This is a genomic window from Shewanella corallii (genome assembly GCF_023349125.1).
GTDB lineage: Bacteria > Pseudomonadota > Gammaproteobacteria > Enterobacterales > Shewanellaceae > Shewanella > Shewanella corallii.
In genome coordinates this window covers 181,153-207,393 of the sequence record NZ_JAKIKT010000001.1, presented here as the reverse complement: position 1 = coordinate 207,393, position 26,241 = coordinate 181,153, and the positions used below count along the sequence as shown (strand labels likewise).

At 53.0% G+C, this 26,241-nt stretch carries 22 protein-coding genes; 8 read left to right on the top strand and 14 right to left on the bottom strand.

Annotated elements, in window-relative coordinates:
• The first annotated feature begins 273 nt into the window (after positions 1 to 273).
• The gene (locus L2725_RS00880; RefSeq protein WP_249247130.1) at positions 274 to 507 is read left to right on the top strand and encodes a transposase; all 234 of its coding nucleotides are present in this window, start codon (positions 274 to 276) and stop codon (positions 505 to 507) included.
• Between the two features lie 48 nt (positions 508 to 555).
• On the opposite strand, the gene L2725_RS00875 is transcribed toward L2725_RS00880, so the two are convergent.
• A complete protein-coding gene (locus L2725_RS00875) occupies positions 556 to 1,581 on the bottom strand; it encodes a YncE family protein (RefSeq protein WP_249247129.1) in 1,026 nt (341 codons plus the stop codon).
• A gap of 298 nt (positions 1,582 to 1,879) precedes the next feature.
• Here L2725_RS00875 and L2725_RS00870 point away from each other — a divergent pair, with 298 nt between their 5' ends.
• Positions 1,880 to 3,763: a DEAD/DEAH box helicase gene (locus tag L2725_RS00870; RefSeq protein ID WP_249247128.1), complete on the top strand. Its 1,884-nt coding sequence runs from the start codon at positions 1,880 to 1,882 to the stop codon at positions 3,761 to 3,763.
• A gap of 58 nt (positions 3,764 to 3,821) precedes the next feature.
• Here the strand turns inward: L2725_RS00870 and L2725_RS00865 are convergent, their stop codons facing one another.
• From L2725_RS00865 to metB, 6 genes are all read right to left on the bottom strand, one after another.
• Positions 3,822 to 4,445 (bottom strand): HAD family hydrolase, encoded by a 624-nt coding sequence (locus L2725_RS00865; protein WP_249247127.1) that lies wholly within the window; start codon positions 4,443 to 4,445, stop codon positions 3,822 to 3,824.
• A gap of 57 nt (positions 4,446 to 4,502) precedes the next feature.
• Positions 4,503 to 5,954: a basic amino acid/polyamine antiporter gene (locus L2725_RS00860; RefSeq protein WP_249247126.1), complete on the bottom strand. Its 1,452-nt coding sequence runs from the start codon at positions 5,952 to 5,954 to the stop codon at positions 4,503 to 4,505.
• A 109-nt stretch (positions 5,955 to 6,063) separates the two neighbouring features.
• Positions 6,064 to 6,648 carry an HdeD family acid-resistance protein gene (locus tag L2725_RS00855; RefSeq protein ID WP_249247125.1) on the bottom strand — a complete coding sequence of 195 codons (585 nt, stop codon included), beginning with the start codon at positions 6,646 to 6,648 and terminating at the stop codon, positions 6,064 to 6,066.
• A 213-nt stretch (positions 6,649 to 6,861) separates the two neighbouring features.
• On the bottom strand, positions 6,862 to 7,764 hold the full coding sequence (gene metF, locus L2725_RS00850; RefSeq protein ID WP_249247124.1) for a methylenetetrahydrofolate reductase: 903 nt from the start codon (positions 7,762 to 7,764) through the stop codon (positions 6,862 to 6,864).
• A 198-nt stretch (positions 7,765 to 7,962) separates the two neighbouring features.
• Positions 7,963 to 10,359: a bifunctional aspartate kinase/homoserine dehydrogenase II gene (locus L2725_RS00845; RefSeq protein ID WP_249247123.1), complete on the bottom strand. Its 2,397-nt coding sequence runs from the start codon at positions 10,357 to 10,359 to the stop codon at positions 7,963 to 7,965.
• 3 nt (positions 10,360 to 10,362) lie between these two features.
• Positions 10,363 to 11,526 carry a cystathionine gamma-synthase gene (gene metB / locus L2725_RS00840; RefSeq protein ID WP_249247122.1) on the bottom strand — a complete coding sequence of 388 codons (1,164 nt, stop codon included), beginning with the start codon at positions 11,524 to 11,526 and terminating at the stop codon, positions 10,363 to 10,365.
• Positions 11,527 to 11,737: 211 nt separating this feature from the next.
• Here metB and metJ point away from each other — a divergent pair, with 211 nt between their 5' ends.
• Positions 11,738 to 12,052: a met regulon transcriptional regulator MetJ gene (metJ, locus tag L2725_RS00835; protein WP_115137411.1), complete on the top strand. Its 315-nt coding sequence runs from the start codon at positions 11,738 to 11,740 to the stop codon at positions 12,050 to 12,052.
• Positions 12,053 to 12,136: 84 nt separating this feature from the next.
• Here metJ and L2725_RS00830 read toward each other — a convergent pair whose 3' ends face one another.
• The 3 genes from L2725_RS00830 to L2725_RS00820 form a co-directional block, all read right to left on the bottom strand.
• Positions 12,137 to 12,937 carry a hypothetical protein gene (locus tag L2725_RS00830; protein WP_249247121.1) on the bottom strand — a complete coding sequence of 267 codons (801 nt, stop codon included), beginning with the start codon at positions 12,935 to 12,937 and terminating at the stop codon, positions 12,137 to 12,139.
• 83 nt (positions 12,938 to 13,020) lie between these two features.
• On the bottom strand, positions 13,021 to 13,554 hold the full coding sequence (locus L2725_RS00825) for a response regulator transcription factor (protein ID WP_249247120.1): 534 nt from the start codon (positions 13,552 to 13,554) through the stop codon (positions 13,021 to 13,023).
• Positions 13,551 to 14,804, bottom strand: a complete 1,254-nt coding sequence (locus tag L2725_RS00820) for a sensor histidine kinase (RefSeq protein ID WP_249247119.1) — start codon at positions 14,802 to 14,804, stop codon at positions 13,551 to 13,553. The genes L2725_RS00825 and L2725_RS00820 overlap by 4 nt, the downstream gene beginning before the upstream one ends.
• A 140-nt stretch (positions 14,805 to 14,944) precedes the next feature.
• On the opposite strand from L2725_RS00820, the gene L2725_RS00815 reads away from it, so the two are divergent.
• Complete coding sequence (locus L2725_RS00815; protein ID WP_249247118.1) at positions 14,945 to 16,885, top strand: metallophosphoesterase family protein; 1,941 nt, start codon at positions 14,945 to 14,947, stop codon at positions 16,883 to 16,885.
• Between the two features lie 238 nt (positions 16,886 to 17,123).
• Here the strand turns inward: L2725_RS00815 and L2725_RS00810 are convergent, their stop codons facing one another.
• From L2725_RS00810 to L2725_RS00800, 3 genes are all read right to left on the bottom strand, one after another.
• Positions 17,124 to 18,047, bottom strand: coding sequence for a pseudouridine synthase (locus L2725_RS00810; RefSeq protein ID WP_248933989.1), 924 nt, complete (start codon positions 18,045 to 18,047; stop codon positions 17,124 to 17,126).
• A 98-nt stretch (positions 18,048 to 18,145) separates the two neighbouring features.
• Positions 18,146 to 18,718: an LON peptidase substrate-binding domain-containing protein gene (locus L2725_RS00805; RefSeq protein ID WP_115137417.1), complete on the bottom strand. Its 573-nt coding sequence runs from the start codon at positions 18,716 to 18,718 to the stop codon at positions 18,146 to 18,148.
• A 157-nt stretch (positions 18,719 to 18,875) separates the two neighbouring features.
• Positions 18,876 to 19,937 (bottom strand): patatin-like phospholipase domain-containing protein, encoded by a 1,062-nt coding sequence (locus tag L2725_RS00800; protein WP_249247969.1) that lies wholly within the window; start codon positions 19,935 to 19,937, stop codon positions 18,876 to 18,878.
• 151 nt (positions 19,938 to 20,088) lie between these two features.
• On the opposite strand from L2725_RS00800, the gene L2725_RS00795 reads away from it, so the two are divergent.
• From L2725_RS00795 to nhaC, 4 genes are all read left to right on the top strand, one after another.
• Positions 20,089 to 20,550 (top strand): NanQ anomerase/TabA/YiaL family protein, encoded by a 462-nt coding sequence (locus L2725_RS00795; RefSeq protein ID WP_249247117.1) that lies wholly within the window; start codon positions 20,089 to 20,091, stop codon positions 20,548 to 20,550.
• Between the two features lie 149 nt (positions 20,551 to 20,699).
• Positions 20,700 to 22,514 carry a DUF3413 domain-containing protein gene (locus tag L2725_RS00790; RefSeq protein WP_249247116.1) on the top strand — a complete coding sequence of 605 codons (1,815 nt, stop codon included), beginning with the start codon at positions 20,700 to 20,702 and terminating at the stop codon, positions 22,512 to 22,514.
• Positions 22,515 to 22,682: 168 nt separating this feature from the next.
• Entirely contained in the window at positions 22,683 to 23,303 is a 621-nt protein-coding gene (locus L2725_RS00785; RefSeq protein WP_249247115.1) for a DedA family protein, read from the top strand.
• 140 nt (positions 23,304 to 23,443) lie between these two features.
• Positions 23,444 to 24,910 carry a Na+/H+ antiporter NhaC gene (gene nhaC / locus L2725_RS00780; protein ID WP_249247114.1) on the top strand — a complete coding sequence of 489 codons (1,467 nt, stop codon included), beginning with the start codon at positions 23,444 to 23,446 and terminating at the stop codon, positions 24,908 to 24,910.
• A 2-nt stretch (positions 24,911 to 24,912) separates the two neighbouring features.
• On the opposite strand, the gene L2725_RS00775 is transcribed toward nhaC, so the two are convergent.
• Entirely contained in the window at positions 24,913 to 26,241 is a 1,329-nt protein-coding gene (locus L2725_RS00775; RefSeq protein ID WP_249247113.1) for an NAD(P)/FAD-dependent oxidoreductase, read from the bottom strand.

The window sequence follows — 26,241 nt, the reverse complement described above, 5'->3', positions numbered from 1 at the left end:
AGATGAATCTCCTGCACCAACAGCAGGCATGTTTGCAGCATCAATGGGCAAGCAAGCTGTCATCAATTCGCATTCATTTATTCAATTTATTGAAATAATTAGAGATTAATATCTGGCACGTTTCTTACATAGCTATCGACGGAAGCAACAGGAGGTGACGATGAACACATTCAAATACTGTATCCATTGGTTGGCATCAGAATGGCGCTATGTTCGCCACGCGGGGATCAGTCAATGGGAAACATCTGAACCCGAAGATGGGAGACTTGAACCATGAGTGAGTCAAAGTTGAAATCCACCGCACTGGACAAGGTACAGCAGGATGGCCAGTTACCATCTGAAGTGGCCAAAGAGTTGGGGATCTCCAGTCGACTTCTGTACCGCTGGCTACGGGAGCCCAAAAGTACCAAAAGCCAGAGTCGCCAATGCATTGAGGATGAAATCGAGAAGCTGACCCGTAAACTGCATCAGCTCAGGCAACAGATGCGTCAACTGGAGCCGCATTAACAATACGAGGCGCTGTTGCGCCTCGTATTTATTGATGTATGAGTTAAATCAGTGGGGAATAAAGGCCAGTCCAAAGGGGTTCAGGCCCACTGTCACATCGGTTAACAGTTCTGGCTCCCCTTTTCGCCCTGACAGGGTAAATACGGATACCTTGTTACTGCCCCCACCTGAATGGGTAATGTAGAGCTTACTGCCGTCATTGGTTATAACAATATTGTGAGGAATAGCGAATGGCGTGTCATCCACATCCCGACTGCTGAGGCTCCGACTGTGCAACAGATGAAGACCACTGACGCCACCGTCAGCAATATTGGTTAGGTAGACCTGCTTATCCCTGGCAAAAATGCCGTGGGCATTGGCAACATCTGCTGTATGTCTGAGTCTTAATGAGCGGGATTCGAAACGGGCTACTGTGCTGGAATCCTGAGAGGCAACCAGCAAAGCTCTGTCTTTGTTATTTAAGAACAGATGCGGATCGCCGCCAACGGATACTCTGGCCGTTTCAACCGCACCTTGTGCCCCAACCTCATATTTCACCACCCAATCATTGCCTGGCGCCCCATCAAGCAAGCTGACAAACCAGCTCGACCCATCCGCAGAAACAAAAATATCGTGGGGCTTAAAACCTGCAGCAACCAGATCAGCGGGCATAGCAACTGTGGCTTTACTGGTCAGGCTATTGGTATCAATCACTGTAACAGTGTTGTCGATATCATTGTTGACCAACAGCTTTTGCGCGTCTGCCGCAGCCCACATATGAAACACACCACGCCCAGCAGGGATCTCCGCCAGCAGGTTAAAGCCAAAGCTATCGTAGGCCAGCACTCTGTTATTGGCCCTGTCTCCTACATACATGCGGTTTTCTTTGTACACCACATACATGGGCTCAGGACTGTTTTCCCCCGCAGGTAAGGTCAGAGTATGACGAACGGTGTCATCGCCGACTGAAATAATTGAGACAGTGCCATCGGCTCGATTGGCAATAGCAACACTGCCATCTGCATTTTCGGCATAAGACGTCGCAGACAGCAGGCTGCCTGCGAGAACCAAAGATAGGATTGATTTTATCAACATAGTGAAGTTGCTCCCTGAAATGCCCCCTAGCGGGCCACATCCCCAAGTTCGCAGGAAAATCTCACGGAAGTATCACAGCATGCTCACAAATCAGGTCAAAATGGCGTGAGTTCACATTGCCCCCAGCAGGACCAAATAAGCCCATATCACTCCCAATACGGTGATAGCGATTGCCCACGGTAAGGGAATACTGATATAATCCTTCGTTTTCGGTGCGGGAAATCGACACGGGGGTTGATTTTCTGTCTATGAAGCAACTCTAACGTGTTGCAATAACACGTCCATAAGGCAACAACCCATGTCATCCAATGAAAAAACTTTCCGCGAACTCGGTCTGTCCGAGCCGCTGTTGCGCGCTCTTGACGAGCTCGGCTACGAGAAACCAACTCCTATTCAGGCGGCCAGTATTGACCCTCTGATGGAAGGACGTGACATTCTCGGCCAGGCGCAAACAGGTACCGGAAAAACCGGTGCTTTTGCATTGCCACTCTTGAGTGCAATCGATCACACCCAAAATACTCCTCAAATCCTGGTACTGGCTCCTACCCGTGAGCTGGCTGTTCAGGTGGCAGAAGCTTTCAGCAGCTATGCCAAATTTATGAAAGGTTTCCATGTTCTGCCTATCTATGGTGGCCAGAGCATGTATCAGCAGCTTCAGGCGTTGCGCCGCGGTCCTCAGGTTATTGTTGGTACCCCGGGTCGTGTAATGGACCACATGCGTCGCGGCACCCTGAAACTGGATACTCTGCGTGCTCTGGTTCTGGACGAAGCTGATGAAATGCTGAAAATGGGCTTCATCGATGATATCGAATGGATCCTGGAACACACGCCTGAAGAGCGTCAGCTGGCTCTGTTCTCTGCCACTATGCCAGAGCAGATCAAGCGCGTTGCCAACAAGCACCTGCGTGAACCAGCTCAGATCAGCATTGCTGCAAGCCACACCACTGTAGAATCTATCGAACAGCGTTTCGTTCAGGTTTCTCAGCACAACAAGCTGGAAGCTCTGGTACGCGTTTTGGAAGTGGAAAACACCGAAGGTATCATCATCTTCGTACGTACCCGTAACTCCTGTGTGGAACTGGCTGAGAAGCTGGAAGCCCGTGGTTACGCTGCATCTCCACTGCACGGTGATATGAACCAGCAGGCTCGTGAGCGTGCCGTTGACCAACTGAAGTGCGGCAAGCTGGATATCCTGATCGCCACCGACGTTGCGGCCCGTGGTCTGGACGTTGAGCGTATCGGTCACGTAGTTAACTACGATATTCCATACGACACTGAAGCTTACGTACACCGTATCGGTCGTACAGGTCGTGCCGGCCGTACCGGTATGGCAATCCTGTTCGTGACCCATCGTGAAATGCGTATGCTGCGCACCATCGAGCGCGCCACCAACAGCCGTATCTCTCCAATGAAGGTACCTAGCCCAGAGACTGTAGCAGAGCGTCGTTTGTCCCGTCTGGGTGAGCAGGTTGCTGAAGTGGTTGCCAATGAGTCTCTGGACTTTATGGAAGCTGCAGTGGCTCAGCTGTGCCAGCAACTGGAAGTAGATACCGATAAACTGGCTGCCGCTCTGCTGCAACTGGTTCAGAAAGAGCGTCCACTGCAACTGCCTCCAATGCAGGAGCGTCAGCGTGACAGCCGTGATGAGCGCGGTGGCCGTGAAGGTCGTGAGCGTCGTCCTCGCCCAACCGCAGAGATGCTGGGCAGCGCAGAAGCACTGAAGGACAACCCTGATGTGAAAATGTGCCGTTACGTGATCGATGTGGGTCGTGAGAATGGCGTAGGTGTAGGTAACATCGTGGGCGCTATCGCCAACGAAGCCAACATCGACAGCCGCTACATTGGCCAGATCCAACTGTTCGATTCTGTGACCACAGTTGACCTGCCAGACGGCATGCCTAAAGACGTACTGCAGCACCTGAAAAAGGTTCGCGTATGTGGTCGTCCACTGAACATCCGTGAAGTGACCGAGAACATGACTTTCGAAGATTCAGGTTCAGGTGCACCACGCCGTCGTCGTCCTCAGGGCGGTGATCGTCGTCCACACGGTGGTGACCGTCGCGGTCATGGCGGTGAGCGTCGCGGTCATGGCGGTGAGCGTCGTGAACGTCGCAACCACGAAGGTGGTGACCGTAAGCCACACCGCAAAGGTGGCTACCAGGGTAATCGCGACCGCGACTAATCCCTGAGCAAACAAAAAAGGCGCCCATGGCGCCTTTTTTGTTATCTGTGACCTGTTGTCAGTGTCCTGCCAGCTTTAACGCCTCTACCAACGCCAGATAATCATCAGTCACCATATCCGCCATCGCGGCATACTCGGGGACAGGTTGCTGGACATTGTAGAGCAGACTGATGGCTCCGGCATTGGCAGCGGTTTGCAGGTCAAACAGATAATCCCCCACATAAAGACACTCATGTGGTGCTATCCCCCACTCCCGGCACATCATCAGAACACCCTCAGGTGATGGCTTGGCTGGCGCATCTTCCCGGGTGAGCACAGCAGGAATTGAGCAGCCAAGACGCCCCAGAGTGACGCCTGCGGCCTGGCGGATATTTCGGGTAAGAATAGCGGTGGGCAGGCCAGCGCTGTCGAGATAATCCACCAGAGCCTGCGCCCCGGGGATCCACTCGGCTCTGGCAGAACTTTCCAGTTCATAGCGATGAATAACGGCGTTGGCGCTGGCTTTACGATCGGGGCACTCGATATCATCAAGCCATTTGAGAATATCCACTCCCCGGCAGATCTCCAGTTCGGCGCACAGAGAGTCAAAGTCAGGATTTGAGCTGGCAAGGGTGCCATCCAGATCGAATATCACTCCTTTAACCCGGCCCAAATCCACTTCTTTCTGTTTGATTAGCGGCATAGCGTCCCTGTCTTGTTGGCTTTAAAGCTTACTATACGCGCAGTAACTGCCTTGGGCTCAGAACAGGATCACAACTGCGGCAGTCATTGCCAACGCCATTAAGCCTAAGATTATCCAGCGATTGTTACCGGCAAACCAGGGTTCACCATACTCTCGTTTGGCCATGATGTAGAAAGCCAGCCCGGGGAAATAGAGCAGGCTGGTCAAGAGCAAGTGGTGCAACCCGGCGGCATAGAGCAGCCAGAACCCATAGACACTGGCCATGCCACCGAACAGCATCATCTTGATATTGCCGTCCTGACGCCCGGTTTTAAGGGCATAGAGCGCCACAAACAGATAAGGCACCAGAATCATCTCGGAAGCCACATTCAACAGTGACTCATAGGTGCCACCCTCAATGGTCACCCAGATGAGTACAAACTGCACCACGGCATTGGAGATCAACAGGATATTCTTGGGCGTACCTTTGGAGTTGGTTTTGCCAAACAGGCTGGGAAACATCTTCTCCCGGGCGCCGATATAGGGCGACTCATTGGCGAGCAAAGTCCAGCTGAGGTAAGCCCCACTCACAGACACAATCAAGCCAAGCCCCACAATCCACAGGCCTACCGGCCCGAGAATATGCTTCAGCACCTGAGCGGCAGAGGGGTTTTGCATCTGAGCCAGCTCAGTGGTGGTTATCACCCCCATGGACAGCAAGCTGACCATCACATAGATAAACAGAGTGATAAGCAAACCAAATATGGTCGCTCTGCCCACATCCTTACGATTGCGGGCCCGGCTGGAAACCACTACAGCCCCCTCAATACCGATAAATACCCACACGGTAATCAGCATGGTCTCCTTGACCTGGGTCATCAGATCCGCTTCGGGCATGGCCGTCACAACGGAGAAGTCCAGGGTAAAGGTACTGAGTTTAAAGGCGACAGCAGCCACCACGATAAACACAAACAGGGGGATAAGTTTGGCAATCGTGGTCACAGCGTTGATGATGGCTGCGGTCTGTACGCCGCGCAGCAACAGGAAGTGGATCATCCACACAAAGCCGGAAGCCAGCAGCGCCGACACAAGGGTATTGCCCTGGCCAAATACCTCATGTTGGGGCGTGTCAAAAAACAGCCCCAGGGTACTGAAGATAATCACCAGATAGGAAACATTGGCCAACACGGCACTAAGCCAGTATCCCCAGCAGGAGAAGAAACCAACGAGATCACCAAAACCGGCTTTGGCATAGCCAAATACCCCTGTGTTTATCTCGGGTTTATCCAGGCAAAGGCGCTGAAAGGTCAGTGCCAGAAAGATCATGCCTGTACCGGTAATGGTCCAGCCAATCATCACCGCCAGCGGGCTGGCAACCGCCGCCATATTCTGTGGCAGGCTGAATACACCGGCACCGATAATAGAGCCTACAACGAGGGCACACAGTGCCCCCAGTCCAAGTTTGTTGTCAGTTGTGGTCATGGTTAAACGAGTCGAATATCTGTAGAAGCCCAGCCAGTCGGGAGTCATATCTCCAGTACTGACCCATATTATTCGCCCAACCACCGACAACAATCAGGTGGTACTTCCATAGGCCGGAACCCCGCAGGGTGTGTCCGCGCCTCCCGGCGCAGCAAAATCAGTCTTGTGGGTTAACCTCTTTCTCCTGAGGCTCAGGCTGGATTTGCGACAACTGCTTTTCAGCGGTTTTCGCCAGCGCTACCATGGTGATCCCCAATATCAGCAGCTTAATGCCGATTAAAATGCCAATCACAAACTCTGACGATACAGGCCACTGCACCAGAATAATCAGTGCCAATATCAACGAAGACAGGCCTCCCATTGCCACATATCCCCAACCATGTCTTGGCTTGAGCTGGAAAGCAGCCAGTATGTTGGCAATGCCATCCACCAGAAAATAACTGCCGAGGAACAGGGTCAATGTTGCCAGGCTCACGCCGGGATTAATCAACATATACAGACCGGCAACCAGAGTCAGTACCGCCCACACTAATCTGAAGCTCAAGCCCCTGCCCTCACCGGGCCAGGCAGCCAGCAGCTGGACGACCCCAACGGCCACCAACGCGATGGCAAACAGCGCCGCGACAGCCAGCCCCATGGCCAAAGGCAGAGCCAGGGCCAATATGCCCAAAACAATGGTAACGTATCCCCAGGTCTTGCTGGTTTTATAAGCTTTATGCAGTAAACGGTCTGCGGTCATCATAGGAGGAAACCTGACGGTGTGATCTATGTCTCTGAGTCTACCGAACAAAAACTGTCAGTGACCAGAACTTTTCCCCAGCTATAGCCTTAAGTTAAGAGAGATTAATTTGTTATAGCTTTATGCGATAAATGACTCTGCTTTAAAAACCAAAAAAACCGGCATTTGCCGGTTTTTCATTGGGTTGAGCGAGACAAGTTTTACCGTTGCCGGCGACTATGACGCCGATGCCACCTGCGGGCGAACGCCCAGAGTATGACAAATGGCATAGGTCAGCTCAGCCCGGTTAAGGGTATAGAAGTGGAAATCCTTCACCCCTTCACGGGACAGTACTTTCACCATATCAATGGCCACATTGGCGCCCACCAACTGACGCGTAGAAGGGTCATCCTCCAGGCCATCAAACTGCTTGTGTAACCAGGAAGGCAGGGACACATTGGTCAAGCCCGCGAAGCGCTTAAGCTGGGTAAAGTTGGTCACCGGCAGAATGCCGGGCACGATTTCCACATCAATGCCTGCCGCTACGCAGCGGTCACGGAATCTCAGGTAGGATTCCACATCGAAAAAGAACTGGGTGATGGCGCGGTTGGCGCCGGCATCTATCTTGCGTTTGAGGTTAATCAGATCCGCCTGAGCATTGGCAGCCTCAGGGTGCACCTCAGGATAAGCCGCCACCGAGATATCGAAGTCGGCTACAGATTTCAGCAAGCCGACCAGATCAGCCGCAAACCGGGTTGGCTTGGGTGAACCGTCAGGCAAGTCACCACGCAGGGCGACAATGCTGCGCACGCCATTTTCCCAGTACTGCTTAGCCAGATCCCGCAGTTCAGCTTCTTCAGCATCCACCAGCGTCAGGTGCGGTGCTGCCACCAGGTTGGTTTCATTCTGAATGCGGTCAATCACGCTGTGGGTTCTGTCACGGACACCAGAATTGGCACCATAGGTTACCGACACAAACTTGGGATTCAGAGGCTCCAGACGACGAATAGAGCTCCACAGCAGCTTTTCCATTTCCGGAGTCGAAGGAGGAAAGAACTCAAAAGACACGTTGATGCCACCATTGAGCTCCGCCAGGCTCTGGTTCAACGACTGCGAGAATTGTGCGTGATGAAATGCCATGTAACTGTCCTCTGTCCCTCTGATTACGACCAGACGTTTAGGTGTTTAGACGTCTATATGTCCACATACTAGAACAAGTGAATTTGAAGTCAAGTTAAAACTGCTCACATACCTCTTCAATTTTGCTCACACTGTGCCAGTGAACAGGCAACAAAAAAGAGTGCCGAAGCACTCTTTAATGAAATTCCTCCCAGCAGATTACTGCTCCTGCAGCAGATCCCGGCAGATATGAGCCAGATCTGACTGCACGGCAGCGGCTGTCACTTCGCGCCCGGCACCGGGGCCACGGATGATCAACGGGTTGTTCTGGTAGAAAGCTGAACGGATCACAAATACATTGTCCCCCGGCGTCAGGTTGGCATAAGGATGGTCGGCAGCCACCTGCTCCAGTGCGACTCTGGCCTTGAGTTTGCCATCCTGCTGATCCAGCTGAGCCACGTAACGGATGACCTTACCTTCAGCTTTGGCCTCGTCCAGTGCTTCCGCCAGAGGCTGATCCAGCTCATCAATACGACTCAGGAACTCATTCAGAGACACCTGCGCCAGATTGTCCGGCACCAGAGAGTCCAGTTCAATATCCTCCAGTTCCAGTTCAAGGCCAATCTCCCGGGCCAGAATAAGCAGTTTACGCTGCATATCCCGACCTGAAAGATCATCCCTTGGATCCGGCTCGGTAATACCCAGGCCTTTGGCTTCCAGCACCAACTCACCAAATGGCTTACTGCCATCATATTGCTCAAACAGCCAGCACAGGGTTCCGGAGAAGATACCGCCAATGGCCTCCACCCTGTCACCACTGTTATGCAGATCATTCAGTGCATGCTGTACCGGTAGCCCTGCACCACAGCTGGCGTTGTAGCGCCAGAACAGACGACGGAACCCCAGCTGACGTTTAAGGTCACGATAGAAAGCCAATGGTCCTGAACCGGCCAGCTTATTGGCGCTGACCATATGAATACCACGGGCAAAAAACTCTGGATAATGCAGAGTCAGCCCCGCACTGGCACTGATGTCCAGCGCCACCAACTCATCGCACTTCAGCGCTCCAAGCTGCTCAAATAACGCCGGATATCCCCAGGGCTGCGCGTTTTGCTCAAACGCCTGCTGCCAGTTATCGACATCTATGCCTTCATCAGAGATCAGCGCCTTACGTGAACTCAACAGCCCCAGTAGTTCAACACTGGCTTCCAGCTCACTGTTCAACTGTTTTACCGAACGGCGGAACAGATCAACCCAGGACTGACCAATATTGCCGGTTCCCAGTAACACCACACCGATACGTTTGCGTGGCCCGGCGCAGCGGCGATGGACTTTCTGGGTCAACAGATTTACCGCTCTTCTGGGCACCAGGGTAACCAGGCTCAGTCTGTCCTGATAAACAGGCAAAGCACCTCTGGAGAGCAGACGGGCAAAGCTGCGACGATAAAGGTTGGCACCACTGCTCACCAGGGCCACCAGCCCGTAATCTTCAGACACTTTGACCTGCTGAACCGCAAAGCTGTCAGACAAACCGGTCAACAGACTCCTGGCCTGCTCAGCCAACTCATGGGTGTAGGCCAGAGACAAAGCATCCTGTCCCTGCTTCCAGTTGGCCAGCGGCGTTACGCCCTGGTTACTCAATTCATTCAGCAATTCATCTGCACTGCCTGATAGCTTTAAGGAGATCAGCACGACCTGGGGCAGATTGGTGACCACTGGCGCACTGGCCGATGAGGACTGAGGCGCTATCAGGGTAAAGTCGGTGTGAGAGGCATAACTGGAGCGCACCGCCAAACTGACATCGGCATCAAACAAAGGCTGCAGAGTGCGGCTGTGCAGTACAGGCGAGCCCAGACGTGCCAGCCTGTCAGCCTCTTCCAGTGACAGGCTGGAAAGCAAAGTGGCATCGTTAATCTTATTGGGGTCGGCGTTAAACACCCCTTCAACATCGGTCCAAATGGTACAGCGTTCAATACCCGCCAGCGCAGCAATCAAAGTCGCACTGAAGTCAGAACCGTTGCGCCCCAGCAGCAAGGTATCACCCACTTCATTGGCACAGATAAAACCAGTGATCACCAGGCGCTCGTTGGCGTGATTGGCAAGACAGGCTTGAATACGGCTGCGGGATTCCTCTTTGCGGATCTGCGGCACAGCGCCTTCATCGGCGACTAACAAACTGGTGGCATCCACATGACTGGCTGCAACACCCTGCTCTCTCAGCAGAGCTGCCAGGAGACGGGCTGACCAGCGCTCGCCAAAGCTGACCAGTTGATTGACTTCATAGGTATTACGCACTTCAAGGCCAAGCAGGCTGATAAGCTGCGCCTTATCTGTGGAGAGTCGCTCTCTCAGATCTCTGGCTGTATCACTGGACAAGAGTTGTTCAATCAGGTTTTGCTGATAGCTGATCAGCACCTGCAATTCCTCTTGCCATAACTGATTGCTGTCAGTCAGTTCCAGTAGCTTGTAGAGGAAGTTAGTGGTTTTACCGGCCGCTGATACCACCACGAGATCATCGCTGTGGCCATGGGTCAGCAGAATATGGGCAACGCGACGATAGCAATCCGCATCTGCCAGACTTGAACCACCAAATTTATGTAAATGACTGGGTGCCATCGATTATCTCCCTGCTGCGACTGCTGCCAAACCTGCCTGGATATCCGCCAACAGGTCTTCACCATCTTCTATGCCCACCGACAGGCGGATCAAGGTATCTTTCACACCCGCTTCCAGTCTCGCCTCCGGCTCCATGGCTCTGTGGGTCATGGTAGCAGGCACAGCTACCAGGCTCTCTACACCGCCAAGGCTTTCAGCCAAAGAGAACAGCTTAAGCTGATTCAGAAAGGCTTCCACTTCTCCTGCGCCTCCCTTGAGTTCAAAACTCACCATGGCACCAAACCCTTGCTGCTGAGCTTTGGCAATCTCATGACCCGGGTGATCAGTCAGTCCGGGGTAATACACCCTGGCCACCACATCGCTGGCACACAGGGCATCAACTATCAGCTGGGCATTACGCTGGTGTTCTTTAATCCGCACCGCCAGGGTTCTCACCCCACGCAGCGTTAAATAGGCATCCATCGCGCCACCGGTTAATCCCAGAGTATTGGCCCACCATACCAAGTCTTCGCCCAGTTGTGGGTCTTTGGCCACAACAGCGCCACCCACGACATCGCTGTGGCCATTGATATATTTGGTGGTGGAGTGAATCACGATATCAGCGCCCAGGGTCAGGGGCTGCTGCAATACCGGAGACAGGAAGGTGTTATCAACGGCGACTTTGGCGCCAACCGCTCTGGCCTGCTCGCATATGGCTTTAACATCCACAACGCGCAGCAATGGATTGGATGGGGTTTCCAGCCATATAAGGGCTGGCTTCTGGGCAATGGCCGACGCCAGTGCATCGGCATCTGTCTGGTCGACAACCAGCAGCTTAAACTGACCTTTTTTGGCCAGGTTGGTAAACAGACGATAACTGCCACCGTAACAGTCATGGGGAACCACCAGCAGATCGTCCGGACCAAGCAGGTTGACCACCAGAGTAATAGCCGCCATACCTGTACTGGTAATCACACCTGTACTGCCCTGCTCCAATGCCGCCAGCGTTTCCCCCAACACATTTCGGGTTGGGTTGCCGGAACGGCTGTAATCGAACTCTCTGGGATTGGTATAGCCATCAAAACTGTAATTGGTAGACAGATAGATGGGAGGTACTACGGCCCCGTATTGGGTATCGCTCTCAATGCCTTGCCTGACTGCTTCTGTGGCTACACGACGCTGGGTCATCACTCGCTCCTGCTGGTTTACCTGGCATACTGGATGTCTGGACGTCTAAATTACCCCATTTGTTACTTTACGGTCAACAGCCATAAAGCCATTTAGACGTCCAAACATAAAGAATTCTATTTGCATTCATCCCGTTTTCACCGCAATAATTTGACTGTAAAAAGTAAGTGTTTAAAATCAGCAGCGAATTACAGAATCAACAGGTGAGTCAATGACTGAGTGGAACGGCGACTATATCAGCCCCTATGCTGAGCACGGCAAGAAGAATGAACAGGTGAAAAAGATCACTGTATCCATTCCCCTGTCAGTGCTGAAAATATTGACTGATGAGCGCACCCGCCGCCAGGTGAACAACCTGCGTCATGCGACCAACAGTGAACTTTTGTGTGAAGCTTTCCTGCACGCATACACTGGCCAGCCGCTGCCGCATGATGAAGATCTGTCCAAAGACAGACCCGACAGCATCCCGTCTGACGCCAAAAAGCTCATGACTGAAATGGGCATTGAGTGGGAAGAGCTGGAATAAGCCAACTCCTCAAGTGAGTGCAAAAAGCATTACTTGCAACACACCCGGCATGTCCGGGTGTTGTCGTATCTGAGCATAAAGAGTTTAAAAACTGACTGAAGTTCGGAAGATAGCTTCCAGTGCCTGTTCCTGGGTCATGGTCCCGGTAAAATCAAGCAGCACTCTGTCACTCAGTTCAAAGCCGGTTCCCAACAAAAACTGGTTCTCTTTATTGGCCGTGTCCTGACGGTATCCCAGGCTCAATGACCAGCCATTCACAGGCACCAATTCACCACTTAACTGCCAGTAGCGACTGCCGCGCCAGCGCCACTCCTGAGTAATACCATTGCTCCAGTGGGAATCAGGCAAAATCCCCACCAGGTTGTGGCCGCTGATCTCCAGTGCGAAAGCATCGAGCGGCCTGACGGTCATGCCCAGGCCCATACCAGCACCCGACTCTGTCTGACCGTCCCAGCCCATCCCTGCCGGAGTGAGTGGCAAATTACGCTGCCAATAGTTGGAGGTCACATCCAGACTCAGTGGGTTTTCCCCCTGCAGTGACCAAAGCCCCATAGACATACTCAGCTCACTCATATCAAAAGAGCTGGCAACCGGGAATACGCCAATACCTCCGAACTTATCGCCCAGAGAGGAGATTGAGGGTTGATTACCTATCAGATGACGGTAACTGCTGGAGAAGAGCTGAAAGTCCAGCTCTGCGAGCAGAGGCTGGGCAACCTGAGTCACCTCTGTCTCCAGAGTTTCGACACTGGACTCGGCCGGAGCACGGCTGATATCGATACTCTCGCCGTCGGCGATGGAGTCTGGCGAGGTGCTGATATCGGGCTCTGCGGACAGTGGGACTGACAGCACAGCAGCGGGTAAATACAGTAACTTGTTGCGCAAGCTCCACCTCCTTTTGTCCTGTGCATCGAGTCTTGAATTTAAAGCTTAGCCTGATTCCTTTGCCGGGACTGTATTTTTAAGCATCAATCAGTCACAGGCTTTTTCATCAGTTTCCGCTGCAGCGTTCGCCTGTGCATACCCAATTGTCTGGCGGTCGCCGACACATTGCCCTGATTGGCCTGCAGCACCTGTTGCAGGTGTTCCCATTCCAGTCGTTTTGGATTCAGCGGGGCGTCCTCCTCCACCGTATCCTGAGTTAGCTCAAACTCATCCGGCAGCAGCGCCGACAACAAAGTCTGGGTATCCACAGGTTTGGCAAGGTAGTTATCGGCCCCCGCCCGTATCGCCTCTACTGCGGTAGCAATACTGGCATAACCTGTCAGCAGAACCATGGTCACTTTAGGCAGCAAGTGTCGCAGAGGCGAAATCAGGCTCAGACCATTACTGAACTCAAGCTTCATATCCAGCAAAATATGGCTCGGCAGTAACTTGCGGGCCTGCAACAGAGCGTCGCTGGGATTGTCCACATGGTGGCAGTCAAAGCCATGTTTAGTCAGGCGGCGGCACAATACTCCGGCCAGCGCATGATCATCTTCAACAATCAAAATCCGCTTCATGCCGCCTCCACTATCAAAGGCAGCCGAACCTCTGCGACGCTTCCACCCTCTGGATGGTTGCTCAGGGTCAAACATGCCCCAAGACGCTCAAAGCTGGCATGACTGAGCAACAGCGCCATCCCCATCCCTTTGGGGCTGGAGATTAAACTTGAACCCAGTTGTGACATCAACTCACTGTCGATGCCACCACCATAATCCCTGACCCGGACCAGCAGTTCCTGCTCATGCCTTTCAAAGGTCACACTGACTTTGGCATCGCCTCTGGACTCCAAAGTCGATGCTGAGGCGTTCTCCACCAGCGCCATCAAAGCCGGAACCAGATTCATATCCATCAGCACTTTGGCGCTGGCGTCATCTGCTGACAAAGCCACCTGCCAATCAAGCTGGGTCGTAGGCATCAACAGCAGAATTTTCTGCCTCAGTTGGTGCGCCAGAGTTCCCGCCGAAGCCTGAGTCACATGCCCCTCACGAATTGAGCGGGTCGCTTCCCGCAGCTCATTGAGTGTGGCCTCACAACGACTTAATGCAGTATCCATCTCTGACAGGGCGACCGGGCAATTGGCTTCCTGAACCTCTTCCAGTAACAATCTCATGCTGGAAAGCGGCGTAGCCAACTGGTGGGCCATCTGAGCTGATGCAGTGCCCAGCGCCAGCAATTGCTCCTGCCGGAGTTGCGACTCACGCAAATAAGCCATCTGTGCATCCTGCTTGCGAATACGGCGGATCAGCAGCGCCACTGTGGTAGTAATCACCAGCGCAGTGAGCACAAAATTGAGCCACATGCCCAGATAGTGAGAGCTCATATCCATGCCGTGACCATGGTGCATCATGTCGCTGACAGGCAGCATCTTCATCATCAAGCTGTATACCAGAGTCGCAGCGACAGCCAGCACCCAGGGTGCCCACAGCGGCAAGGTGACTGCGGCCAGCACGATGGGAATTAACAGTAGAGTGACAAAGGCGTTGGTGGCACCACCGGAAAAGGCAAGCCACAAGCCCCAGAACAGAATATCCAGCAGCAGGGTAACAAACAGGCTGAGTTCGTGATGGGTCAGTCTGTGGCGCTGCCAAATCAGCAGCGTCAGGGTGACGCCTTCAGCCAGCATGACCCAGGTTAACGCCTCAACCTGCAGGCTCAAACCAAAGGTCTCTGCTCCGAACAATACCAACAGCAATTGCAAGGCGAAGCCCAGCAGGCGCAACAAGGCCAGTTGGTCCGCTTGATTGGGAAGAGGTTTTGTTGAGGTCATTATTATTGTTCCAACGCTGTCCTTTGCTACAGACTCATCAGTAGGTGCTTAATTTAACTGCCAACAATCGCAGCCTTGAGTGTAAAAACTTTTCAATACCAAATCACTTGTTTACCCTTAGCTTATCTGTCATCTCCAACATGGATCACCAATTGAACATCGCTTCGCTTCCTTTGGTACTGGCTGGCCCGGTACTGCGTCATTGCGATAATAATCACTTCACACTCTGGTTTGTGACCAGCAGTCCGATGCAACAGCTAACCCTGACTCTGGGCGATAAAGCGTACCAGCTGGGCGAAGCGGATTTGCATTGTGTGCAGCTGGGTAGCAAAGCCTGGCAGTACCTGATCCAGCTGGAGCAGCAGCAACTGCTGCCAAGCAAGGTGGAAGTGAGCTATCAACTCAATGACAGCGAGCATGGCGATCTGTTTGGCCGCTTAAGCGGACTGACCTATGCCGGCAAGGCGCACCCCAACCTGGTTGTGCAGCCCGGTGTGCAGAACCTGATGCATGGCTCCTGCCGCAACCCACACCACTTCAGCGCCGATGCCCTGGTCGCCGCAGATACCCGAATCGCTGGTGTGCAACCGCAAGAGCGTCCTTCATTGCTGATGATGACGGGTGATCAGGTGTATGTAGACGATATCGGCGGCCCTATGCTGTACGCCATCGGCAAGGTGATTCAGGCGCTTGGCCTGCCGACCGAGAGCTTTGAAGGGGCTGGACTGAATAATTCCAACCAGATCAGTTACCAACCTGCAGCCATGTATCAGCGCCACAAACGCCTGCTGCCAAAAACTGAATATCCGGCCAAAACGCCGCTGTGGCACTGGTATATCAATCATCCGATTTTCACTACCGCCATGGGTGAAAATCACCTGGTGTGTCTGAGCGAAATCATCGCCCTGTATCTGTTGACCTGGTCGCCTGAGCTATGGGATCGAATTGATATCCCTAAAAATGTCAGCGGCCTCAGCCGCCCCAATCAGGCCAGATGGCAAAAAGAGTGGCAACATCTGCTGGAGTTCAAAAGCGGTCTGAGTCAGGTGCGTCGCCTGCTGGCTCATATTCCCACCTATATGATCTTTGACGATCATGATATTACCGATGACTGGAACCTGACCGCCAAGTGGGAAGAAGCCGCCTATGGTCACAGGTTTTCAAAACGCATCATAGGCAATGCACTGATTGGCTACACCCTGTTTCAGGGCCTTGGCAATCAACCCAAACGGTTTGAGCAGGATATCCGCCCCTTACTGGATGATCTGCTCAATCAGCAGGGACACGCGCTCGACAAGCAAAAGCAGAACTCACTTATCGATGCCCTGCTCAAGTTTGAAAAGTGGCACTACAGCCTGGATACCTCGCCAAGAATTGTCGTGCTGGATACCCGCACCCGCCGCTGGCGCAGCGAGTCCAACCTGGCTAAGCCTTCAGGTTTGATGGACTGGGAAGCCCTGATGGATATGCAGCAGGAGCTGATCGATCTGGATAAGGTCATTATCGTCTCCCCCGCCCCTATGTTCGGGGTTAAGTTGATTGAGGCAGTTCAGCGTACAGCCACCTTCATAGGGGCCTCTTTGATGGTAGACGCGGAAAACTGGATGGCTCACCCGGGTGCGGCCAGTGCGCTGCTGAGTATCTTCACCCATCGCAAGACACCACAGGAGTTTGTGATCCTGTCCGGCGATGTGCATTACTCCTTTGCCTATGACGTGAGTGTACGCTTTCGCAGTGAGAGCCCGGGGATCTATCAGATCACCGCATCAGGGTTTAAAAACCAGTTCCCGGAAAAGCTATTGCCCTGGTTTGATAAGTTTAATGGCTGGTTGTATGGCTACTTCTCACCGCTGAATCTGCTGACCAAGCGTAAACGCATGCTCATTCGTGGCCGTCGCCCCAATGGCGATATCCGCAAGCGTTTGGTTAATCAAAGCGGCGTGGGCATGGTGGAATTTGCGGCCAGTGGAGCCCCTGTCAGCATCAGTGTGCTACACGGAGATATGACAGAAACCCGTTTTGATCCGCCTGGGCATACCTTCAGCCGTCAGGAGCGTCCGGCCTTGCCCAAGCCCGAGTAATGGCGCTCGGCTAACGGTCAATCGACAAAAAATTGAAAAGCAGCGACCACGAAGCGTTCGCTTCGCGAACTACACAGAGAACACGAAGAAGAGCACAAAAGAATACTGCTTTTCTTCGTGCCCTTCGTGCCCTTCGTGGTTTAAGTTTTTCAGTGCTTGTTCTTGGGGGTTTTTCTTAAACGAACAGCATTGCTCAATACAGAGCGCTTTTCGTTATCTCTATCCTGGAAGTTATTGCTTAACCCCGTGGAAACTCCAGCCCATCCACCTGCCAGTCATGCTGCTTGCCGGTAACGGGATCTTCAAACCTGAGACGATAGGCAAGTAGCTGCAAAGGTTGCTCAAAGTTATCCTCTTTCTTGGGCTGCAGTTCAGGATAAAACCTGTCATTGAGCAATGGCATTCCCAGTGACAGCATATGTACTCGAAGCTGATGGGTTTTGCCGGTTATCGGACTGAGTTCAAACAGGCCAAACTCCCCTTGCACAGCAATCAAAGCTATCTCCGAGTGAGTATTGGCCTCCCCCTCAACCACCTGCATCAGAAAGCTGGGGTTGGCTGGTTTCATTCGGTTTTTTACCGTCCAGCGAATAGGCAAATCCAGCTCCCCCGCATCTGCCTTTTGCTTCAGCTCAGGAGTTAATCGGGCCAGCGCCTGATACTCCTTGGTAATGGTCTTGGATTTAAACAAGTCGTGGTACTGATGGCGGGTTTGCGGATTCAGGCTCATCAACATCACGCCGGCCGTTTCCCTGTCAAGTCGGTGCGCCGGAGATACGGTTTCTATACCTGTGTCGATACGCAGGCGGTGCACCAGGCACTCATTCACATAATTACCACTGGGGGTCACAGGCAAAAAATGAGGCTTGTGGACAATCAGGATCTCTTCATCCCGATACAGTATCTGCTCTTTAAAAGGGATATGGGTTTCAGCTACCACTTCCCGGTAGTAATAAACCCTGGCAGTCGGGCGATATTCTGTGTTTTCGTCAATCAGGGTGCCGTCCTGCCAATGCACCTTGCCATCCCGCACTCTTTGCAGCCAAACCTCTTCGCCAATACGGGCAAAATGACTCATCAGAAAGCTGAGTACGGTAGGCTTATCTGTCACTTCACGGGGAAGCACAATATAGGATGGCTGAGCGGCACGAACTGTTGTCATTGATATAAGTGAAAGGCAGAACTGAGAGGGGCATTGTACCCCTCAGAACACATGAGTGTCAGCCATAGCTCTGTCAGTAGAAGCTATTACCGACAAGCTTATGCATGGGCCTTGATCAGACGAAGCACGAACGCCATTGTTTTATGGCAATCCGGCTGGTTAAGCAGCTTAATCTTATCCCTGTTGTACATGGGCAAAACTTCAAGCCAACGCTGACTTACCCAGCAGGCATCATCCAGTTTGACATTGGAATACAGCTCAGCCAGATCTGGGTTTACCTCATAAAACTGCTCAAGCGCCTGACTGATAAGCTCAAACTCACCTTCGATGGGCTCAGGCACCCAGTTGGGGCAACACAGGGTTCGGACCATCCAACGACCATCGGCCTGCTGTGCTCCAGATAGCACTTTGACCTTCTGCTTTCCCTCCAGCACGATCGACAGAGAGTCGTCTTCCAACTGATTAAAATCGATAATCTCGCACTGAGTAGCGATGGGGTAACAGGGAGGAGTACCATCAGCACGGAACATGCCGACGGCGAGTTGACATCTATCTTTAAACACATCGGCTACTACGCGCAGATTGGAAGGGTCAATCACGCGGACTTCAAGCCTTCCCTGTGGCAACAAGAGAGCGTCGTGGGTGAGCAACGCCATTTCCTGAGAACGCATAGTAACCTCCTTAGCGAGCAAGAGGTACCGCTTAAAATTTAACCAGTAAGTTTTAGTTTAGCACTCGCCGTTATCTTTGTAAGCCTAAAGATAAGACAGCTTGCCAGACAAAATTATTACACCAGAACGCTCAGCTCATTACACCCAAACAAGTAGCTCAGGACTCCAGTACAGACTCATATCTGCCGGTTTCCAGGAGTTCGTGCAACTCATCAGCCAGTCTGTCACTCATTGCCGCAGCCTGCCGCCAGTACTTGCGTCGTGTGTCAGTATCCAGGGTTTTAAAATCATCCCTGTCCGGTATTTTGCTACCGGGAAGGCTGGCAATAAACCCGGCCGATGGCGCAAGCACCAGAGCATTGTCATAGTTGGCGCTGGCGATGTTTGCCCGTCGACTTTTAAGTCCTTTATCAAACCAGCCTGCAGCCATATGAGGATAGAAATGAGGATACAGCGTCAGACCTTCAGCCTGAGCCAAATCCAGGTCAAAGTGATAGTCGGTGATACCACCATCATAGTAATGACCGGATGCCACCCCGGGGATCTCAGTTACCGGCGGTAACAGCAGCGGAATACTGCCGGTGGCCTGCAGTACAGACTTAAGGTTGTTTGCAGTAAGGTCGCAAAATCGTCCGGGCAGGTCTGCCAACTCCCGATAGGGTGATGCCCCGTTATCAACGCCAAACACCAGACGCTCAAAATGCCAGCCCAGAGTATGACGACTTACCAGATTGGTCATGGCTGACAGCGCCAGTCCCGCGGCTAATACAGGCCTTTGCATCACTTGATTTAAATGCTTACCCCGGCAGACGATAAAATGGCTGTGAACATTAGGGTTGGCCAGCAGTTGCTCTGCCCCATTACCGTCGAGAATATGCTCTATGATTCCCTGCACCTGCCGCTCAACTTCCGCCCGTGATGGTTTGGTGTCATATCTTTGGCCAATGTAGGCATCTTCAAGTCTTGCGTAAGCAGCCAGAGGATCTTGTTGAGCAAGACAGGCCAAACGCCAGGCTCCGGACGAAGCGCCCAGAGTATTTAAAGGGTGAGACAGATCTTTCAGAAAGGTGCCAAACAGGTACTTGTCCAGCCCGGCGATTCCCAACCATTTAGGTCCCCCCGATGCCGCCAGCACCCGGGTAAACAGCTCAGGTTTGAGCCCCTGTTCCAGTATGGTTTGTTTCGCTTTTCGACCTGCCAACAACCTGATTGAATTCACTTTCATACCTCTTCGTTTGGGACGCTCACTATAACAAAATCCCCCTCGGCGTGAACTCTGTCCTGTTTCCCCCTTCAGCAAGGCACAGTACTTCTACGCGGTTGGCTATCAGCGTATACTCCCCTGCAGACAACAGACTGAGGTTAAACACATGATTCTGGACACCCTTGCCAACCATGAGCAGTACGCAACACTGCATCCCGGTATTGCCCTGGCCCTGCAGCATCTTGCAGTGACTGACTACAGTCAGGCTGAAATCGGACGCCACAACATTGATGGTGACAATGTGTTTGCCATAGTGAATGACTACGCCCCAAGAGACAGAACCACAGCGCCGTTTGAAATTCACCGTGATTACATTGATGTACAGTTTGTCGTAAGCGGAGAGGAGGCTTGTGGCTGCTTACCTCTGGCTGGCCGCACACCGGACACCGAGTACAATGCCCAGCGCGATTTTGCAGAGTTCCATAGCGCGCCGCTGCTGGATGAAGCTAACTTCGTCACCCTGAAAGCCGGTATGTTCGCTATCTTCTTCCCGGAAGATATTCATATGCCGGGCGCAGCTCCTGGCAGCGAACAGGTGCGTAAAGTCGTGGTTAAAGTTCGCCGCTAAAACCTATAACGTTAATTGAAATCGGGACGGTGCAATGCCGTCCTTACTTGTTGTAAAAGCTCCCAAAACTGGACTTCTGGGTCAACCTTTTTGCTTTGATGTGGGCACATGACGTCGCCTTCCAACATCAGCGCCGTAAACCTTTTCTCATGCGCAACAGATTACTTAACCATGGTGTGATGTTTATCATCACGTCACTGCTGGCAAGTGCGATCGCTGGCCTGTACTTTTCATACCTGCCTGACAGCCAAAACGCCCTGAGTCTTGGCTACCTGACTGTCGCCACACTTGGGCAAATGGGATTGCTTATCGGACTCTGGTCCCTGCTGTGCCTGCCTCTGGTCTTTATCCGCCCTTTTACAGTCAGAGCTGTACTGACCGGACTGGCCTTTGCCCTTCCCTTGCTGGCGCTGTATACCGACACCCAGGTATTCGCTCAGTACAGATTCCATATTCAGTGGGTTCTGGTGGAGATGATACTGTCCGGCGGTATGGTGGAGCCCACACTCAGCAACCTACTAACCATAGCCGCGGTCAGCCTGATGACGTTAGCAGTAATGACGGGCAGCTACCTGCTGATTTCCCGCTTTGCGAACTGGCAAAGGTATCCGTTGAACAAGGGTTTTCTGGCCTTGCTGTTTATCTGCTTACTGGCGACCCACTTCACCCATATCTGGGCTGCAGCCAATGCGGTACAGAGCATCACAGCTCAAAACCGTTACCTGCCACTCTTCTATCCGGCGACGGCCAACAGCCTGATGCGTAAATGGGGTTGGCTGGACGAAGAAAAGCTGGCCCGGCAAAAACAGATGCAACTGAAAAACGGCGGCACTCTGGACTATCCCAAAGCCCCGCTGCAACTTAACCAGCAGACCAGGCCGGTCAATATTGTGATGATAGTGGTGGACTCCTGGCGCTGGGACGCCATGACCAAAGCATACTCGCCCAATATCTGGCAGTTCGCTCAGCAGGCCCGTCAGTTCGACAATCATCTGTCTACCGGCAACGCCACCCGTGCCGGCATTTTTGGCCTCTTCTACGGCATGCCGGCAACCTATTGGCAAAGTTTCTACGCCAACCGTCGCAGTCCGGTTCTGATGGACGTACTGCAACAGCGAGACTACCAGTTGAGGATTTTCGCCTCAGCGCACCTGCAAAAACCTGAGTTTGACCAGACAGTTTTTGCCAATGTGCCGGATCTGAGACTGCGCTCCAAAGCGGACTCGGTAACAGGCCGTGATGAAGAGATTACCGATCTCTGGCTCGACTGGAATTCCCACAGGGACCAGAACAAACCAGCCTTCTCATTCCTGTTCTACGACGCACCCCATATGTATACCTTCCCGGCCGATTACCCGGTGAAGTTTGAACCTATGGCTGAAACCGTGGATTATATGGCGTTCGATAACGACTATGATGCCAGCCTGATGCGCAATCGCTATATGACCAGTGCCCACTATGTAGATTCTCTGGTGGGTAAGGTGTTGGACAGCCTTAAGCAGAGTCCGGACTGGGACAATACTCTGGTGATAATCACAGGAGATCATGGCCAGGAGCTGAACGACAACCACCTTAACTTCTGGGGCCACAACTCCAACTTTACCGACGCCCAGATTAAGGTTCCGCTGATCATAGCCGGGCCAGGTATCAAGGCGGGTATGGAAACCCAAACCACCAGCCACGCCGATATCGCACCGACTCTGTTGAGCCGTTATCTGGGCCTTGAGAACCCGCTATCCGATTACAGCACTGGAGACGATCTGCTGAACCCACAACCACGGCCTTACCAGCTGCTGGCCAGCTACACGGATTATGCGCTGGTTTCCAACCGCAACATCCTGGCGGTAAGCGGAACCAATGGCGGTTACCAACTGTTGGACAAGCAGTATCACGCTATTGCCGGTGACCCAGACTTTACCCAGCTGCAGCAGGCGATGGGCCAGATGCGGCAGTTCCTCAAATAGCCCGGCAGGAACCAAGCCAGCGAGCGCAATCTGTTGCGCTTGCTGGCTAATGCCACCGCGTCGCCATAGCTCAATGAACAAAAGATAATCCCCGGGAAAAACCGGCTGGATTACACTTTCTCCCTGCATTATCGTATTTTCAGACACAACGCTTCCCGGGGCCTTACCATGCTCGATACCCTGCACCACATCATCAATGAGCTCAGCCCCTACCTGCATCAATATGGCCTGTTTATTCTGGCGCTGGCCGTGGCCGTCGAAGGCTTTGGCGTCCCTGCCCCCGGGCAGTCCTTTCTTATTGTGTCCGGTATGCTTGCCGCCAATGGCGAAATGTCCCTGCCCGGGGTATTGAGTGTGGGCGCACTGGCGGCATTCAGCGGCAACTGTATCGGTTACTTTATCGGTCTGAAGTTTGGCAATGTCCTGCTGGAAAAGGGCTGGGTAAAACCAGAAACAGAAAAGAAGCTGCACGGGTTTATCGGCAAATATGGTATCGCCGCACTGTTGATGAGTCGCTTTGTTGAGGGGCTCAAGCAAACCCTGTGTATCGGCTGCGGCATAGCCAAGCTGCCACTGCGCACCTTTCTGCTGGGTAATACTTTAGCCACTCTGGTGTGGGTAATTATCTTCGGCGTAGGACCCGCCCTGCTAACCCATGAAATGGGGCCTTTGGTGGCCTTCTATCACAGCCACAGAATGCTGATGTGGTCGACCGGAACTCTGGTCCTTGCCATCTGTGCTCTGATTATCTTGCTGTGGCAGCGTAAACAAGGCCAAACTCCCGGCTGAATCAGAGATCGCCTACAAGCTTGTAAATAATTTGTTATCGACCATTGCCTGTTACTTGTGTCAGCATAACCTAATGCGCCGGATAGTGTGCCAGCCTCCTTCCCGCAGGACACAATAACAATAAATAAGAGACAACAAAGATGAACAAGGTCAAACAACCCAGCCTGATTGATGCCATGATCCCGGTAGTGACCCTTATGGCTATGTTGGCTACTGCCGTCTATCTGTTTTCCTTTGACAGCTCAGGGGGAGCCAACCAGATAGCTCTGATCCTGTCTGCCTGTGTCGCCATGTTGGTGGGGATAAAAAACGGCTACAAGTGGAAGGATATCGAAGAGGGTATGGTTCGCAGTATCGGCCTGGCAACACCAGCCTTGCTGATCCTGTTTACCGTGGGCTCGCTGATAGGGACCTGGATTTTAAGCGGCACGGTACCTGCCATGATCTACTACGGAATCCAGGTGCTTCACCCCGATTATTTCTATACCGCCAGTTGTCTGCTGTGTGCCATGGTTGCTCTGTCCATCGGCAGCTCCTGGACAGTGGCAGGCACTCTGGGTATCGCGCTTATTGGTATCGCTCAGGCGATGGGACTCAGCATAGAGATCACGGCCGGAGCCATCATCAGCGGCGCCTACTTTGGTGACAAAATGTCGCCCATGTCCGATACCACCAACCTGGCTCCTGCGGTGGCAGGTACAGATATCTTCAGCCACATCAGACATATGGCATGGACGACGGTTCCAAGCATTATTATCGCAATGACACTGTTTCTGATTATTGGCCTGACTCAGGACACCTCAGGGCTGGAAGCCAACCTGGCGACCACAGAACAGCTGCTCGATACTCAGTTCAACGTGGGACCCCATCTGCTGCTGCCACTGCTGGTCGTTATCTACCTGGCCTACCGGAAGATGCCCGCTTTTCCCACTGTGATTCTGGGTACACTGGCAGGGGTAGTCTGTGCAGCCTTATTTCAATTTGACGGAACGGTAGCCCTGTCCGGGGAAAATAACCTGAGCCAGCCTATGGCGCTGATTAAAGGGCTCTGGATCGCCATGTTCAATGGCTACGTGGCCAACACCGATGACCCTATCCTCAACAGTCTGTTAAGCCGTGGCGGCATGGCCAGTATGGTCACCACAGTCTGGTTGATTTTGGCAGCCATGGCTTTTGGTGGAGTGATGGAAGCAACAGACCTGCTGAACCGTTTGCTGCAGGGAATGCTGTCCATGGTGAAGAGCTCATCCAGCCTGGTTATCACCACTCTGGTAAGCGGTATTGGGGCCAACCTGGTGACTGGCGATCAGTACATTGCCATTATATTGCCCGGCAGGATGTTGAGAATAGAATTCACCCGCGCCAATCTTGCCCCGGTAAACCTCTCCAGGGCACTGGAGGATTCCGCCACGGTTACCAGCCCACTGGTTCCCTGGAATACCTGTGGGGCCTTTATGGCCAGTACACTGGGAGTCGCTACTCTGGCTTATCTGCCTTTTGCCTTCTTCAACTATATCTGCCCTTTGGTCAGCGCCGGCTATGCCTGGTTCAACATCAAGCTACTGCCTCTGGATGAGGATACAGAGCTGACTCCCCAGGAGGTCTGAGTCTATCCCAGGGCATCCATAAACCGGCCAAAGTGATAGAAACCCCATTGCCCAAACCGCCGAAACCGGGCAAAGGGGAAGCTGGGCAGCGGCTGGCCATACAGGGGTAAATCAGGTGGTTTTACCCCATTGAGCATGCCCGCCAGACGCCAGGCTGCCTGAGCCGAAAATGACACGCCGGCACCACAATATCCCAGGCTGTAACCTTCACCATCACGGGTATAAATGTGGGGAATATCATCGAGAGATGCCGCCAGCCAACCATGCCAGTGATGGCTGATATCAACCTGTGCCAGAGGTGGGAAAGCCCGAACCATAGCCTGTTTCAAGCGGGTGACATACACCTCTTTATCTGCGTGCTTGCCCCACACAGCCCCGCGGCCCCCAAACAGCAAGCGATTATCCGGCAGCAACCGATAGTAATATTTGAGCACCCGGGTATCCATGGCGACCTGAGTCGTATGCAGCCCCACCATTTGCAGCTGCTCCGGGGTCAATGGCGCGGTCACAATCACATTGCTGAGGATAGGCAAGGCACGCCCACTGAGCATAGCCGTCAGGGTCGGCTGGGTATATGCATTACCAGCGTAAACAACAGCGTTGGCCTCAAGCTGTCCGCCTGCCGTCTCCAGCGTGAATCCTTTGTCGGTGCGTTGCGTACCCAGCACAGTGGAGTCCTCAAAAATCGTCACTCCCAACTCCTGTGCCCTCTGCGCATAGCCCTGCAGCAGCTTTAAAGGATTCAGTCCAAAACCGTCCTCCAGACGCAGGGCACCGAATGATTGCCTGTGGTTTAAATACTCGCGGCGAAAGCGTTCCGGCTCGATAAACTCAGCCTGCATTCCCATCTGCCCGGTAATAAACTCAGCCCCTGATTGCAGAGACTTCATCGCCTTTGGACTATGGGCAATTTTCAAATAACCTGGTTGCTGGGGCTCACAGGCAATCTTGTCTGACTCTATCATCCCCTTTACTCTGGCAACCGCCTCTGAAAACTCGCCATATATCCCTCGGGCAGTGTCCAGATCCCAGCGCCTGGCCATCTGGGCAAACCCCAAACGTCCAGATCCTTTCAACACAAAGCCGCCATTGCGTGCGCTGGCTCCGAAACCAACCCGGTTCGCTTCAACAACAGTGACTTCACGACCATACTCCTCCGCCAGATAACGGGCTGTCAGTAAGCCGGTAAAGCCCGCGCCAATCACTGCAATATCAGTTTGCCGACGACCGTTCAGGGAAGGTCTTGCAGGAGTAATATCAACCGTAGAGGCCCAGTAAGAGTTGGCTAAAGGTAACCCCTGGGGATTTGAACTGGTCAGAGGGTCATACAT

What these genes read in the sequence shown, in the direction of transcription:
- L2725_RS00810 (WP_248933989.1), bottom strand. Translation starts at nt 18,047, where the DNA reads ATGACAACAGTTCGTGCCGCTCAGCCATCCTATATTGTGCTTCCCCGT.
- L2725_RS00805 (WP_115137417.1), bottom strand. Translation starts at nt 18,718, where the DNA reads ATGCGTTCTCAGGAAATGGCGTTGCTCACCCACGACGCTCTCTTGTTG.
- L2725_RS00795 (WP_249247117.1), top strand. Translation starts at nt 20,089, where the DNA reads ATGATTCTGGACACCCTTGCCAACCATGAGCAGTACGCAACACTGCAT.
- metB (WP_249247122.1), bottom strand. Translation starts at nt 11,526, where the DNA reads ATGACCCAGCGTCGTGTAGCCACAGAAGCAGTCAGGCAAGGCATTGAG.
- L2725_RS00875 (WP_249247129.1), bottom strand. Translation starts at nt 1,581, where the DNA reads ATGTTGATAAAATCAATCCTATCTTTGGTTCTCGCAGGCAGCCTGCTG.
- L2725_RS00870 (WP_249247128.1), top strand. Translation starts at nt 1,880, where the DNA reads ATGTCATCCAATGAAAAAACTTTCCGCGAACTCGGTCTGTCCGAGCCG.
- L2725_RS00790 (WP_249247116.1), top strand. Translation starts at nt 20,700, where the DNA reads ATGCGCAACAGATTACTTAACCATGGTGTGATGTTTATCATCACGTCA.
- L2725_RS00825 (WP_249247120.1), bottom strand. Translation starts at nt 13,554, where the DNA reads ATGAAGCGGATTTTGATTGTTGAAGATGATCATGCGCTGGCCGGAGTA.
- metJ (WP_115137411.1), top strand. Translation starts at nt 11,738, where the DNA reads ATGACTGAGTGGAACGGCGACTATATCAGCCCCTATGCTGAGCACGGC.
- metF (WP_249247124.1), bottom strand. Translation starts at nt 7,764, where the DNA reads ATGGCATTTCATCACGCACAATTCTCGCAGTCGTTGAACCAGAGCCTG.
- L2725_RS00860 (WP_249247126.1), bottom strand. Translation starts at nt 5,954, where the DNA reads ATGACTCCCGACTGGCTGGGCTTCTACAGATATTCGACTCGTTTAACC.
- L2725_RS00880 (WP_249247130.1), top strand. Translation starts at nt 274, where the DNA reads ATGAGTGAGTCAAAGTTGAAATCCACCGCACTGGACAAGGTACAGCAG.
- L2725_RS00775 (WP_249247113.1), bottom strand. Translation starts at nt 26,241, where the DNA reads ATGTATGACCCTCTGACCAGTTCAAATCCCCAGGGGTTACCTTTAGCC.
- nhaC (WP_249247114.1), top strand. Translation starts at nt 23,444, where the DNA reads ATGAACAAGGTCAAACAACCCAGCCTGATTGATGCCATGATCCCGGTA.
- L2725_RS00815 (WP_249247118.1), top strand. Translation starts at nt 14,945, where the DNA reads ATGGATCACCAATTGAACATCGCTTCGCTTCCTTTGGTACTGGCTGGC.
- L2725_RS00820 (WP_249247119.1), bottom strand. Translation starts at nt 14,804, where the DNA reads ATGACCTCAACAAAACCTCTTCCCAATCAAGCGGACCAACTGGCCTTG.
- L2725_RS00845 (WP_249247123.1), bottom strand. Translation starts at nt 10,359, where the DNA reads ATGGCACCCAGTCATTTACATAAATTTGGTGGTTCAAGTCTGGCAGAT.
- L2725_RS00865 (WP_249247127.1), bottom strand. Translation starts at nt 4,445, where the DNA reads ATGCCGCTAATCAAACAGAAAGAAGTGGATTTGGGCCGGGTTAAAGGA.
- L2725_RS00785 (WP_249247115.1), top strand. Translation starts at nt 22,683, where the DNA reads ATGCTCGATACCCTGCACCACATCATCAATGAGCTCAGCCCCTACCTG.
- L2725_RS00855 (WP_249247125.1), bottom strand. Translation starts at nt 6,648, where the DNA reads ATGATGACCGCAGACCGTTTACTGCATAAAGCTTATAAAACCAGCAAG.